Here is a 14,238-nt window from a genome sequence, read left to right as displayed (position 1 = left end):
AAGAACTCTCATGACTGATATTTTATCTCCATTAGCTTACCTACATGGCAAGCCAACAACGACAGCAAAAATTAAAGCAAAAGCTGAGCACTTTGTCGTAAAAGAACAACTTGGTTTTTCTTTTACAGGTGAGGGCGAGCATTTAATGGTTCGCATCCGAAAAACCGGTGAAAATACCAGCTTTGTAGTTAATGAACTCGCTAAAGCCTGCGGTGTAAAATCAAAGGATGTCAGTTGGGCTGGTCTTAAAGATCGTCATGCAGTGACAGAGCAGTGGTTAAGTGTTCACTTACCAAAAGCAGGAACACCAGACTTTAGTGATTTTCTTGCTCAGCATCCAAGTGTCGAGATCTTAGCAACCGATCGTCATAACAAAAAACTACGCCCTGGCGATCTGATTGGTAATGAATTTGAAGTGACGCTTTCAGAAGTTTCTGATGTAGCAGAAGTATTATCTCGCTTAGAAAAGATCAAAACCTCTGGTGTACCGAGCTACTTTGGCGCTCAACGCTTTGGTAATGAAGGTAATAACTTATCTGAAGCTCGTCGTTGGGGGCGTGATAATGTCCGTACTAGAAACCAGAATAAGCGTAGTCTATACCTATCAACTGCTCGCTCATGGATTTTTAATTTGATTCTTTCTGAGCGAATTAAACAAGATAAACTTACTCAGCCTATGTTGGGCGATATTCTTTTTCATGATAATAACTTAGTTGCTATCACAGCCGATAATCTAGATGCTTTTACCCAATTAGTTAAGCAAGATCAGGCATCAATCTCAATAGCGATGGCGGGAGATAACGCACTGCCAACAACCGATGAAGCATTAATGCTTGAGCAAGTCTTTGTCGATGCGGAACCTGATTTGATGGCTTTGATCCGTGGTAATCGCATGCGTCATGAGCGTCGTAATGGATTATTACACCCACAAAACCTTGCTTGGCAGTCTACTTCAGATTCAATAACGTTAACCTTTTCTTTAGATTCAGGATGCTTTGCCACTGCTCTTGTGCGTGAATTAGTCGAAGAAATCGCAGTAGAGCGTGAATTTAGCACAAACCAATAATTGCAGTGAATCTTAAGGAAAAGGAATGGAATATGAAAATACTGCTTAGTAATGATGATGGTGTTTATGCGCAAGGTATTCATGCGCTCTCTGATGCATTAGCAGGTTTGGCTGAAGTGATTATTGTTGCTCCTGATCGTAATCGATCGGGCGCTTCAAACTCATTAACGCTCGAGCAACCATTACGCGTGCAAAAAGTAGCGGCAGATAACTATTCCGCTTCAGAGATTTATTCAGTGCAAGGTACGCCAACAGATTGTGTACATTTTGCGCTTAATGAATTGATGAAAGACGATATGCCTCAGTTACTCCTTTCTGGTATTAATCACGGCGCAAACTTAGGTGATGACGTACTTTATTCTGGAACGGTCGCAGCAGCAATGGAGGGGCATTTCCTTGGTGTTCCATCGATTGCCTTCTCTTTAGTTGGGCAGAATAACTTTGCTACTGCAGCGAAAGTGGTTCGCGATATTGTTGAGCAGCATTTAGCATCACCAATTCCAACCAATCGAGTGATCAATATTAATATTCCAGATGTTGCCATAACTGAACTGATGGGAACTCAGGTTACTCGTTTAGGCGCCAGACATCACTCCGAAAGTATGATTAAGCAGCAAGATCCAAGAGGACATGATATTTATTGGTTAGGTCCTCCAGGGAAAGAGCAAGATGCTGGTCAAGGGACAGATTTCTTCGCAATAGAACATAAATATGTATCAGTAACACCACTTTTGGTCGATCTGACAGCACATGAATCTTTGCGTTGTATGGATTCATGGTTAAAAGGTGAAGTACGATGATTGGATCGCATTCTATGCGTTTAGTTGAATTTCTAATCGAAAATGGTATTCAGAATCAAGCTGTTTTAGATGCAATCTATGCTCTACCTCGTGAACGATTTGTTGCGCCAGCCATGCACCATCAAGCCTATGATAATAATGCACTACCTATCGGGCAGGGGCAGACGATCTCTCAACCTTATATTGTTGCTAAGATGACAGAGTTATTAGGCTTAAATCGTGATAGTCGTGTATTAGAAATAGGTACGGGCTCTGGTTATCAAACCGCTGTTCTCGCTCAATTAGTCGATCATGTCTACTCTGTGGAACGAATTAAATCGTTGCAGTGGGAGGCCAAGCGTCGCTTAAAGCAGTTGGATATTTATAATGTATCAACAAAGCACGGTGATGGTTGGCAAGGTTGGGTGAATAAAGGTCCTTTTGATGCCATCATTGTGACCGCTGCTGCCAAATCGATTCCACAAGCTCTACTTGAACAACTCAGTGATGGCGGTGTCATGGTTATCCCTGTTGGTGAGCAAGAGCAGCAATTGCTGAAAATTGTTCGCAGTCAGGGGACATTTGTTTCAGAGTTAATTGAGATGGTCCGTTTTGTCCCTTTAGTTGCGGGTGATCTGGCCTAGTTATGAATATAAAGCAATGAAAATAAATAAAAGAGTTAGCGTATTATTATGTGTGTGCAGTAGCCTTATTGGTTGTGCTGCGCATTCTCCTGCGCCAGTTTCTAGTGTCTCTAAAGACTATGGAAGTATTAGCCGAGGTAGTTATCGAGGCAGTTACTATGAAGTTAAAAAAGGCGATACACTTTATTTCATTGCTTATGTGACAGACAAAGATGTTAAAGAATTGATTCAATATAATAAATTGTCTCAACCTTATACTATTCACCCAGGACAGAAGCTCAAGCTATGGGGACCTAAATATTCAGCCCCTGTTGTGGGGCGTGCTCCAAATAAAAAAGCTGCAGTCGTGGCTACCGCTGCCTCTACTCCGGTATCAACACCTGTAAAAACACCAGCAGCCAAGCCTGTCGCTGTAAAGTCAACAGCCTCTACAACCCCCGTCGTTGCTAAGACAACCCCGACAAGTACAGCGCAAACAACACCAGCGACCACGAAAAAAGTCGTTGCGGCACCTGTTGTAGCCAAAGCTGCACCAAAGAAAGAACCACAAGCGACACCTCCCCCAGCAAAACCTGTAAATAAGCAGGCAGTAAGTGCTACGCCTTCAAAAGTTAACAAAGTTTCAACAAATAAGGTTGAACAATCCAAAACAAAAGAGTATGTTGTAACTAAAAGTAACAATACACCCAAACCTTTAACAAAAAACACCAAGGCAGTTGATGATAAGGTTTCTAAGTGGCTATGGCCAACCAAGGGAAGAGTCATTAAAAACTTCTCCTCTGGTGAGCAAGGAAACAATGGTATTGATATTGGTGGTCAACGTGGTCAATCCATTATTTCAACCGCGGCTGGTTCGGTGGTTTATTCAGGGAATGCGCTACGAGGGTATGGCAACTTAATTATCATAAAACACAATGATAAATATTTAAGTGCTTATGCTCATAACGACAAGTTATTGGTTAAAGAAGGTCAAACAGTGAATGCTGGTCAAAAAATTGCCACCATGGGCAGTTCAGGAAGTACCAGCGTCAGATTACATTTTGAAATACGCTATCAAGGTAAATCGGTTAATCCAAAGCGTTATTTACCTTAATTGCTGATATGAATTACGGGTCAAGATTTTATAATAAAAGGCATAATTAATATGCCTTGCTAGCTCGCCAGGGGGAGGCACTATGAGTAAAAGCAATGCAGTTATCCAATCTGAAGAGTTCACTAATCCAACCATAGCAAAAGAGAAGAAAAGCAGAAAAGTAAAAGAAGAGTATGAAGCAAGCAGTAAAAGCTTAGATGCAACTCAACTTTATTTAGGTGAAATAGGTTACTCACCACTGCTAACAGCAGAAGAAGAAGTACTTTATGCCCGTCGAGCATTACGTGGTGATGAAGTTGCTCGTAAACGCATGATCGAAAGTAATTTACGCTTAGTTGTTAAAATATCTCGTCGTTATGGCAACCGTGGTTTAGCGTTACTTGATCTTATTGAAGAAGGTAACTTAGGGTTAATTAGAGCGGTAGAAAAGTTTGATCCTGAACGAGGCTTCCGTTTCTCTACTTATGCAACATGGTGGATCAGACAAACGATAGAACGTGCTCTGATGAACCAAACTCGAACTATTCGTCTTCCTATCCACGTGGTTAAAGAGCTTAATGTTTATTTACGTACGGCTCGAGAGTTATCGCAAAAATTAGATCACGAACCAACAGCAGAAGAAATAGCAGAGATGCTAGATAAACCTGTTGAAGATGTGAGTAAGATGCTACGCCTTAATGAGCGAGTTAGCTCTGTTGATACGCCATTAAGTGGTGATGGAGAGAAGGCGCTTCTAGATATTATTCCTGATCTACATAACACCGATCCTGAAGTTTCAACTCAAGATGATGATATAAAAGCTTCATTAATTGATTGGCTTGATGAACTTAACCCTAAACAAAAAGAAGTACTAGCCCGCCGTTTTGGTTTGTTAGGCTATGAACCTTCTACATTGGAAGAGGTTGGTCGTGAAATTTGTTTAACACGTGAACGTGTTCGTCAAATTCAAGTTGAAGGCTTGCGTCGTCTAAGAGAAATTCTACTTAAACAAGGTTTGAGCATGGAAAACCTATTTGATGTCGAAAGTGACTAAATAAGTTTGAAGCCAGAGTGAAAAAGCATGACAGTTCTCCCTGTCATGCTTTTTTGTTATTTTACAGTAGCTTTTTCAATCGATATAGCTCGTCTAACGCCTGGCGAGGAGTTAGATCATCAGGGTTTAAATTAGCTAATGCTTCCTCAGCTTCACTCGGCTCAGGGATCAAGCTTAATTGATTTGCGATATCAACTTGCTGTGATGTATCGCTACTTGTTGCAATTGGTGTTTGCTCAAGTTGTTTCAATTTAGCTCGTGCATTTTTAATAACAGTTTTAGGTACGCCTGCTAATCCTGCAACGGCTAATCCATAAGATTTATTAGCCGCCCCTTCTTGAACAGCGTGCATAAAAGCAATGCTATCTCCATGCTCAACAGCATCTAAATGTACATTCGCTAAATGCGCAATCTGTTCAGGCAGTTCTGTTAACTCAAAGTAGTGCGTGGCAAATAAAGTCAAAGCACCAATTTTCTTCGCTAACCACTCAGCACTTGCCCAAGCTAACGATAAACCATCATAAGTACTGGTTCCGCGACCAATTTCATCCATTAAAACTAAACTATTTGGTGTGGAGTTATGCAGGATATTAGCGGTTTCTGTCATCTCGACCATGAAGGTTGAGCGACCGGATGCAAGATCATCAGAAGCACCAATACGTGTAAATATTCGATCAATCGAGCCTATTGTTGCACTTTCAGCCGGTACATAAGAGCCAATATGTGCCATGAGAGCAATCAATGCAGTTTGACGCATATAGGTTGATTTACCACCCATGTTAGGGCCAGTAATGATCAACATTTTTCGTTCAGGGCTCAGTACGATAGGGTTAGCAATGAAAGGTTCATCCATAACTTGCTCAACCACGGGATGGCGACCCGCTGTGATATTGACACCTGGCTTGTTAGCCATAGTAGGGCGACAGTAATCGAGACTTTCAGCACGTTCAGCTAAGTTTTGTAGAACATCAAATTGAGAAATAGCTGAAGCTAGATTTTGCAGTTGCTCAAGATGTGGCAATAGCAGATCAAATAACTCTTCCCAAAGCTGCTTTTCAATCGCTAGCGCTTTAGACTTAGAGCTTAGTACCTTATCTTCATGCTCTTTGAGTTCAGGAATAATGTAGCGTTCAGAATTTTTAAGGGTTTGACGACGAACGTAGTGATCCGGAACTAAATGGCTTTGCCCACGACTTACTTGAATGAAAAAACCATGTACGTTGTTATAGCCGACTTTTAATGTATCGATACCATGCTGTTCTCGCTCTTCAAGTTCTAACTTATCAAGGTATGCGGTGGCGCCATTAGCAAGCTCTCTCCACTCATCTAACTCTTGGCTATAGCCGTCAGCAATAACCCCACCATCACGAATCACAACGGGAGGATTCTCTTTAATTGCTCGCTCTAAAAGCTTACAAACCTCATCCAATGGTGCTGAATGCTGTGCTAATTGGCATAAGTAAGGGTGGTTAAGATCTTGCACAATCGCAGCAAGTTCTGGTAATTGTTGCGCAGCATGACGCAATCGAGCCATATCTCGTGGTCTTGCTGAGCGTAGCGCTAAACGAGCAAGAATACGCTCGATATCACCGATCTGTTTTAATACCGGGGTTAGGTCTTCAAACAAGCTAAGATCTTTAATTTCAGTAATAGCATCTAAGCGTTGATTTAAGGTATCAATATCACGCATAGGTTGGTGCAACCAGCGCTTTAGCATACGACTGCCCATTGCGGTCGCAGTATGATCGAGAACCTCTGCAAGAGTGTTATCAAAGCCGCCAGCAAGGTTTTGTGTGATCTCTAAATTACGGCGAGTTGCAGCGTCAAGGATAACAGAATGATCTTGGCTATCTAAGGTCAAAGAGCGAATGTGAGGTAGAGCAGTGCGCTGTGTATCTTTAACATATTGAATTAAACACCCTGCAGCACATAGACCTAATGTTGCATCTTCAACGCCAAAACCAATCAGATCCTTTGTACCAAACTGTTGATTTAGCTGCTGCTTAGCGGTATCTAACTCAAATTCCCATACGGGTCTGCGGCGATTCCCATTACGGTTTGCCATCAGGTGCACCGCTTCAAAATCTTCAGAAAATAGTAGCTCTTTTGGTGAAGTGCGCTGTAATTCTGCCGCCATTGCTTCTTCTGTGACCGGCTCGGATAATAAAAAGCGACCAGAGGTTATATCTAATGTTGCGTAGCCGAATTTGCCATTACTTTCATAAATAGCAGCAATGAGGTTATCAATTCTTTCTGATAATAACGCTTCATCAGTCACAGTGCCTGGCGTAACAATACGCACAACTTTACGCTCAACTGGCCCTTTACTGGTCGCTGGATTCCCAATTTGCTCGCAGATAGCCACAGATTCACCAAGTTGAACCAGTTTTGCTAGATAGCCCTCAACGGCATGATAAGGAACGCCAGCCATTGGGATCGGCTCACCTGCAGAAGATCCTCGTTTGGTTAGTGATATTTCTAGCAGCTGTGAAGCTTTTCTCGCATCGTCATAAAAAAGCTCGTAAAAGTCACCCATGCGATAAAAAAGTAAAATTTCAGGGTTCTCAGCTTTTAATTTATGGTATTGCTGCATCATTGGGGTATGTTTTTGATCGGCTTTCACAGAGTGCTCTTTTGTTTATTTCTATTAGCGCCTAGGATACGTTAATAGCACTCAAGCGAAAAGTCACAAAGAGGTTTTATCTTATGGAATCACTGACAAGGTTAAGTCATCAGGTTGGAGCGTTATTACGTGATCACCAGCAAGTACTCACTACAGCAGAATCGTGTACAGGGGGAGGGATTGCAACGGTTATTACTGATATAGCAGGCAGTTCAACATGGTTTGATAGAGCTTTTATTACCTATAGCAATGAATCTAAAATGGATATGGTAGATGTATCCGAGCTTACTTTAGAGCAGCATGGTGCAGTGAGTGAGCAGGTTGTAAAAGAAATGGCTCAAGGGGCGTTGCGTCACTCTAATGCAACAGTAGCGATTGCAGTGAGTGGGATTGCTGGGCCTGGTGGTGGAAGTGCTGATAAACCAGTAGGGATGGTTTGTTTTGCTTGGGCTGAATGGCATAAAGAGGTGGATATTCAGACTCAATACTTTAGCGGTAGCCGAGCACAAATACGTCAACAAGTTATTCATCACGCACTGTCTCATTTAGAGAGCAAACTGATCACTCAACAATAATTAAGCTGAGGTAATGGTTTTTAGTATCTGATTATTAATGTTATTTTTGATTTTCGCCTTGTTTTTCTGATTTTTTTTTCATACAGCTATGGACACTGTATGAATCAACAGTATAATAAATGTTAACTACCGACCCTTATGTGGGTTAATTATATTCAAGTGCACTTCTTTATTAAATGAAGTGTATTACGTGGAGATAGTAATGAACGAGAATAAGCAAAAGGCTCTTGCTGCAGCGCTAGGTCAGATTGAAAAACAATTTGGTAAAGGCTCAATCATGCGTCTAGGTGATAACCGCACTATGGATGTTGAAACTATCTCTACAGGTTCACTGGCCTTGGATATTGCTTTGGGCGCTGGTGGCTTACCTATGGGACGTATCGTTGAAGTTTACGGTCCTGAAAGTTCTGGTAAAACAACACTAACTTTAGAGTTAATCTCAGCAGCACAAAAAGCAGGTAAGACGTGTGCTTTCGTTGATGCCGAGCATGCTCTTGATCCTATCTATGCTCAAAAGCTGGGTGTAAATATTGATGAACTACTTGTTTCTCAACCGGATACTGGTGAGCAAGCTTTAGAAATCTGTGACGCACTAGCGCGTTCAGGTGCTGTTGATGTACTTGTTGTCGATTCTGTTGCTGCTTTAACACCAAAAGCAGAAATTGAAGGCGAGATGGGTGATAGTCATATGGGTCTACAAGCTCGTATGTTGTCACAAGCAATGCGTAAATTAACGGGTAACCTAAAGCAGTCTAACTGTATGGCTATCTTCATCAACCAAATCCGTATGAAAATTGGCGTGATGTTTGGTTCGCCAGAGACGACAACCGGTGGTAACGCACTTAAATTCTACGCATCTGTTCGCCTTGATATTCGTCGTACTGGCTCAATTAAAGATGGCGATGAGATCGTTGGTAATGAAACGCGTATTAAAGTCGTTAAGAACAAGATTGCAGCACCATTTAAGCAAGCTGAAACTCAAATCTTATATGGTCAAGGCTTTAACCGTGAAGGTGAGTTAATTGATTTAGGTGTTAAGCATAAGTTGGTTGATAAAGCGGGTGCTTGGTACTCATACCAAGGCGATAAGATTGGTCAAGGTAAGGCTAATTCTTGTAAATATATTCGTGAAAACCCACAGATCGCCAACGAAATCGATAGCCGTTTACGTGAAATGCTATTGAAGCCAGCAACCTTAGAAACTGAGTCAGAAGGTGATAAACCAGAAGTAGAAGAGCTATAAACTAGCCTTCATTGATATTATAAGCCTCGCGATTGCGGGGCTTTGTTGTATTTATAGTCTCTACATAGATATTCTTTTGCTCGACTCGTCATTTCAATTTACAATATGCAAAAATCTCACTTGAATATTTCAGGAAGAATTGCATGTACATGAGCACCGACGAGGTACGTAACGCGTTCCTTAAGTTCTTTGAAAGCAAAGGACACCAAATTGTAGATAGTTCATCATTAGTACCTGCTAATGATCCAACTTTACTTTTTACCAATGCTGGTATGAACCAGTTCAAAGATTGCTTCTTAGGTTCTGAGAAGCGTAGTTACACTCGTGCGACAACATCTCAACGTTGTGTTCGTGCTGGTGGTAAGCATAATGATTTAGAAAATGTCGGCTTTACTGCCCGTCATCATACTTTCTTTGAAATGCTAGGTAACTTCAGCTTTGGTGATTACTTTAAGCAAGACGCAATCAAGTTCGCATGGGAATTTTTAACAGAAGAGTTAAAGCTACCTACAGAGCGTCTACTTGTTACTGTTTATGAAACGGATGATGAAGCGTTCGATATCTGGAATAAAGATATGGGCATCCCTGCTGATCGCATTGTTCGCATTGGCGATAAAAAAGGCGGTAAAGCATTCGAGTCAGATAACTTTTGGCAGATGGGCGATACTGGTCCTTGTGGTCCATGTACAGAAATATTCTATGATCACGGTGAGCATATCTGGGGCGGTCGACCAGGTACTCCAGAAGAAGATGGCGATCGTTTCATTGAAATCTGGAATAACGTATTTATGCAGTTTAACCGTCATGCTGATGGCACGATGGAACCATTACCTAAGCCTGCGGTAGATACAGGTATGGGTATTGAGCGTATCTCTGCAATTATGCAAGGTGTACACTCAAACTATGAGATTGATGTATTCCAAACGCTGATCAAAGCGGCAGCTGAAGTAACGGGTTACGAAGATCTATCTAATCAATCACTACGCGTGGTTGCCGATCATATCCGTTCATGTTCTTTCCTTATTGTTGATGGTGTTATGCCATCGAATGAAGGTCGTGGTTACGTATTGCGTCGTATTATTCGTCGTGCAGTACGTCACGGTAATAAGCTTGGTGCGCAAGGTGCATTCTTCTATAAGCTAGTGGGTACATTAGCAAAAGTGATGGGTACAGCAGGCGAAGAGCTCAAAAAACAGCAAGCGATTGTTGAAAAAATTCTACGTATTGAAGAAGAAAACTTCGGACGTACTTTAGAACGTGGTATGACAATTCTAAATGAAGCGCTTGATAACCTAGAAGGTACAGTGCTTGATGGTGATACGGTATTTAAACTTTATGATACCTACGGCTTCCCAGCTGACTTAACGAATGATGTAGCGCGTGAGCGTGAACTGTCAATTGATGAGCAAGGCTTTGAGCAAGCAATGGAAGCGCAGCGTCAACGTGCACGTGAAGCAGGGCAGTTCGGTACTGATTACAATGCAGTGATCAAAGTGGATACTAACACAGAGTTCTGTGGTTACAGCGGTATTGAAGGTCAAAGCACCATCGCTTCTCTGTTTGTTGATGGCAGTGAAGTTGAGAATTTATCTGCTGGTGATAAAGCCATTATCATCCTTGAAGAAACACCATTCTACGCTGAATCAGGTGGACAGTGTGGTGATGCTGGCGTTTTGAAAACAGAGACGGGTTTATTTACGGTAACGGATACGCAAAAGCTAGGTAATGCAATTGCTCATCATGGTGAATTAACTCAAGGTGTTATGGCTAAAGACGATGCTGTTGAAGCATTAGTTGATGGTGCTCGTCGCCAAGCTATTTCATTAAACCACTCTGCAACTCACTTATTGCACGAAGCTTTACGCCAAGTATTAGGTGAACATGTCGCACAGAAAGGTTCTTTGGTTAAGCCTGATAACCTACGTTTTGACTTCTCTCACTTAGAAGGTGTTACGGCTTCAGAACTTCGTACCGTTGAGCGCTTAGTGAATGAGCAAGTACGTCGTAACCATGTGATTGAAACTAATATCATGGATATCGAATCCGCTAAGCAGAAAGGCGCAATGGCACTGTTTGGTGAAAAGTACGACGATGAAGTTCGCGTGCTTTCAATGGGTGATTTCTCTACTGAGCTATGTGGTGGTATTCACGCAGCGCATACCGGTGACATTGGCTTGTTTAAGATCACTTCTGAAGGTGGTATTGCAGCAGGTGTTCGTCGTATTGAAGCGGTAACGGGTGAAACGGCTCTTGATGCACTTGAAGAGCAAAATGCACAAGTTGAAGCTAAATTTGCTGAAATGGCAACGAAGACGAAATCACTGGAAAAAGAACTTCAACAATTGAAAGATAAATTAGCCTCTCAAGAAGGTGCTAACTTAGCAAGTAAAGTCGTTCAAATTTCAGGTGTTAACGTTCTTATTGCACAATTAAATGGTGCTGAGAACAAAGCATTACGCGGTATGGTTGATGAACTTAAAAATCAACTAGGCAGCGCAATCATTATGCTAGGCAACGTTGCTGATGATAAAGTCGGCTTAATTGCAGGCGTAACAAAAGATTTAACCGGCAAAGTAAAAGCGGGTGAATTAGTTAATATGGTTGCTCAACAGGTTGGTGGTAAGGGCGGTGGTCGTCCTGACATGGCTCAAGCAGGTGGTAGTGATGCAAACGCATTACCAGCAGCTTTAACAAGCGTTAACGCTTGGCTTGAAGAGCGCCTATAATAAATTAGCTCAATCATAAATAAATAATGCCCAATCAATGTATGTTGATTGGGCTTATTCATTCTAGCGAATCAAGTAATGTAATTCGTCTCTGTTGCAGAGAAAGCCATACATTTTAGTTTGGTTCGCCTTATATAGTAAAAAATTAATGCTTTAATTTTTATCGATGCAAAACCATAGTGTTTTGCTCTTAGGAAGGTGAATACTGGTGAATAAGCCCCTTATCGTTCAAAAATTCGGTGGAACCTCGGTGGGTTCTATTGAAAATATCCACATTGTTGCTGAGCACGTTATTAAAGCTAAAGAACAAGGTAATCAGGTTGTTGTTGTTGTTTCTGCTATGTCAGGAGAAACAAACCGCCTACTTGGTTTAGCGCATGATATTGATGCTGTACCTAATGCGAGAGAATTGGATGTGCTACTTGCAGCAGGTGAACAAGTATCGATGTCACTATTAGCAATGACCCTGAATAAGTTAGGGCATAAAGCTTGCTCTATGACAGGCGGCCAAGCTCAAATAGTGACAAACGATCAATATGGTGATGCCACTATTGAGTCGATAGATACGCGTTCAATCAAAGCTCAGCTTGATGAGGATATGATAGTTATTATTGCTGGTTTTCAAGGGGTTGATACCAAAGGCAATATTACGACATTAGGCCGAGGAGGTTCAGATACCAGTGCGGTAACGCTGGCTGGAGCTTTACATGCCAATGAATGTCAGATTTTTACCGATGTTGACGGTATTTATACCTGTGATCCTCGGGTTGTTTCTAATGCGAAAAAATTAGAAACAATAGATTTCCATGCTATGGAAGAGATGGCAAGAATGGGGGCTAAAGTCTTGCATTTACCGTCTGTACAGTATGCTAAGGCTCATAATGTCCCATTAAGGGTGTTATCAACCTTTGTTAGTAATACTGGCAGTCTTGTGCAGCATGCTAAGTCTCATAATCAAGTCTCAGGCTTAGCTATTCAACAAAATATGATGTTGATACAAGTTGATAGCGATCTTTGCGCTACACTTATAAAGCAATGCGATATGTTAGGTATAAAACTCTGGAATTTCATCGAAGGTGAGAAGTTCAGTGAGTTTATTATTAAGCATGAGTATTTTGCTAAATTAAGCCTGATTTGTGATGAAAAGATTAACAATAGTAAAATAGTAAGTTTGTTGACTATAGTTAGTGAAAAAGAACAGGGAGATGTCGCTCATTCATGTGAATTGTTAGCCCAACAGGATATTGGCATCAGTCATTATTTTGTTCGACAGCAATCTTTTGTACTCGTAGTTTGTCCTACGAAAATCGAACACGCAGCTAACATATTGCATGAAGCGTACATAACACCGTGTAATATTGCCTTATCTTAATATAAATGGACCTATTTTAAGTAAATTAGTGAAATAGACAGTTTACGAAAATGTAACTTTTGTTGATAATGGCGCAGTAGCAGATAATTTAAAGAATAATTCTAGGAGCAAAGAATGCTAATTTTAACTCGCCGTGTTGGTGAAACCCTGATGATTGGTGATGAAGTCACTGTAACGGTACTTGGCGTAAAGGGTAACCAAGTACGTATTGGTGTTAATGCACCAAAAGAAGTATCAGTTCACCGTGAAGAAATTTACATGCGCATTCAAGCTGAAAAAGGCAATGTAGCACCTGCTGAGCCAGGCAACTACTAATCTAGTGTGTATTGCAAAAGGCTAACCATTTGGTTGGCCTTTTTTGTAGAAGTAATTTGAGTTAATCCCCTGAAATATGTGGACTAACGTTTAAAATACGGTCGATTTGGTTAAAATGGCAACGGTTGAGCGATTTTAATCAATTTTTTATCATAAAATGTTTGACATATTTTCGGTAAAACGTAATATGCACATCCGCAAGACGGTGAGGTGGCCGAGTGGCCGAAGGCGCTCCCCTGCTAAGGGAGTATACGGTTTGTAGCCGTATCGAGGGTTCGAATCCCTCCCTCACCGCCATTCTTGCAACGCTGATTTAGTCATAAGATTAATGATGCAAAATGCGCCCTTAGCTCAGCTGGATAGAGTACCTGGCTACGAACCAGGCGGTCGGAGGTTCGAATCCTCCAGGGCGCACCATCTTTTCTTATTAGAGTTAAGATACAATGATTTACGACGGTGAGGTGGCCGAGTGGCCGAAGGCGCTCCCCTGCTAAGGGAGTATACGGTTTGTAGCCGTATCGAGGGTTCGAATCCCTCCCTCACCGCCATTCATTGTTTTATTGGCCTTTGGCCTTTTTTTTGTTTCAAACGAAATGAAATGTGATATGCTTCACAAATATTCTTTAGCAAGAATAACCGTGCGCCCTTAGCTCAGCTGGATAGAGTACCTGGCTACGAACCAGGCGGTCGGAGGTTCGAATCCTCCAGGGCGCACCACTTTTTAGGGTTTTCATTAATCCTGATGCTGTTTAAGCAGTATCGAAACCTT

11 protein-coding genes and 4 tRNA genes are annotated in these 14,238 nt (G+C 41.6%); 14 read left to right on the top strand and 1 reads right to left on the bottom strand.

Going from position 1 to position 14,238, the window contains the following annotated elements; translation table 11 throughout:
- Positions 1–10: 10 nt before the first annotated feature.
- The 5 genes from truD (at position 11) to rpoS (ending at position 4,615) form a co-directional block, all read left to right on the top strand.
- A complete protein-coding gene (gene truD / locus BCU68_RS07850; protein WP_102564234.1) occupies positions 11–1,066 on the top strand; it encodes a tRNA pseudouridine(13) synthase TruD in 1,056 nt (351 codons plus the stop codon).
- Positions 1,067–1,098: 32 nt separating this feature from the next.
- Entirely contained in the window at positions 1,099–1,866 is a 768-nt protein-coding gene (gene surE / locus BCU68_RS07845) for a 5'/3'-nucleotidase SurE (protein ID WP_102564233.1), read from the top strand.
- On the top strand, positions 1,863–2,489 hold the full coding sequence (locus BCU68_RS07840) for a protein-L-isoaspartate(D-aspartate) O-methyltransferase (protein ID WP_102564232.1): 627 nt from the start codon (positions 1,863–1,865) through the stop codon (positions 2,487–2,489). Before surE ends, BCU68_RS07840 begins: the two co-directional genes overlap by 4 nt.
- Positions 2,490–2,505: 16 nt before the next feature.
- Entirely contained in the window at positions 2,506–3,582 is a 1,077-nt protein-coding gene (locus tag BCU68_RS07835) for a peptidoglycan DD-metalloendopeptidase family protein (protein ID WP_102564231.1), read from the top strand.
- Between the two features lie 82 nt (positions 3,583–3,664).
- Positions 3,665–4,615 carry an RNA polymerase sigma factor RpoS gene (gene rpoS / locus BCU68_RS07830; protein ID WP_102564230.1) on the top strand — a complete coding sequence of 317 codons (951 nt, stop codon included), beginning with the start codon at positions 3,665–3,667 and terminating at the stop codon, positions 4,613–4,615.
- A gap of 61 nt (positions 4,616–4,676) precedes the next feature.
- On the opposite strand, the gene mutS is transcribed toward rpoS, so the two are convergent.
- Positions 4,677–7,238 carry a DNA mismatch repair protein MutS gene (mutS, locus tag BCU68_RS07825; RefSeq protein ID WP_102564229.1) on the bottom strand — a complete coding sequence of 854 codons (2,562 nt, stop codon included), beginning with the start codon at positions 7,236–7,238 and terminating at the stop codon, positions 4,677–4,679.
- Between the two features lie 83 nt (positions 7,239–7,321).
- Here mutS and pncC point away from each other — a divergent pair, with 83 nt between their 5' ends.
- The 9 genes from pncC to BCU68_RS07780 all read left to right on the top strand — a co-directional run bounded on the left by pncC (position 7,322) and on the right by BCU68_RS07780 (position 14,186).
- Positions 7,322–7,813, top strand: coding sequence for a nicotinamide-nucleotide amidase (gene pncC, locus BCU68_RS07820; protein WP_102564228.1), 492 nt, complete (start codon positions 7,322–7,324; stop codon positions 7,811–7,813).
- Between the two features lie 202 nt (positions 7,814–8,015).
- A complete protein-coding gene (gene recA / locus BCU68_RS07815) occupies positions 8,016–9,056 on the top strand; it encodes a recombinase RecA (protein WP_102564227.1) in 1,041 nt (346 codons plus the stop codon).
- Positions 9,057–9,199: 143 nt separating this feature from the next.
- Positions 9,200–11,782: an alanine--tRNA ligase gene (alaS, locus tag BCU68_RS07810; protein WP_102564226.1), complete on the top strand. Its 2,583-nt coding sequence runs from the start codon at positions 9,200–9,202 to the stop codon at positions 11,780–11,782.
- 208 nt (positions 11,783–11,990) lie between these two features.
- Complete coding sequence (locus BCU68_RS07805; RefSeq protein WP_102564225.1) at positions 11,991–13,154, top strand: aspartate kinase; 1,164 nt, start codon at positions 11,991–11,993, stop codon at positions 13,152–13,154.
- 114 nt (positions 13,155–13,268) lie between these two features.
- Positions 13,269–13,469, top strand: coding sequence for a carbon storage regulator CsrA (gene csrA, locus BCU68_RS07800; RefSeq protein ID WP_102564224.1), 201 nt, complete (start codon positions 13,269–13,271; stop codon positions 13,467–13,469).
- 204 nt (positions 13,470–13,673) lie between these two features.
- Positions 13,674–13,766: transfer RNA gene (locus BCU68_RS07795), tRNA-Ser, on the top strand.
- A gap of 43 nt (positions 13,767–13,809) precedes the next feature.
- Positions 13,810–13,886, top strand: a tRNA-Arg gene (locus BCU68_RS07790).
- A gap of 38 nt (positions 13,887–13,924) precedes the next feature.
- Positions 13,925–14,017, top strand: a tRNA-Ser gene (locus tag BCU68_RS07785).
- Positions 14,018–14,109: 92 nt separating this feature from the next.
- Positions 14,110–14,186: transfer RNA gene (locus BCU68_RS07780), tRNA-Arg, on the top strand.
- The last annotated feature ends 52 nt before the right edge of the window (positions 14,187–14,238 follow it).

The organism is Vibrio sp. 10N.286.49.B3 (assembly GCF_002873395.1).
Classification (GTDB): domain Bacteria; phylum Pseudomonadota; class Gammaproteobacteria; order Enterobacterales; family Vibrionaceae; genus Vibrio.
Note: the sequence above shows the minus strand (reverse complement) of the source record. Positions and strands in the feature narration are given on the sequence as shown.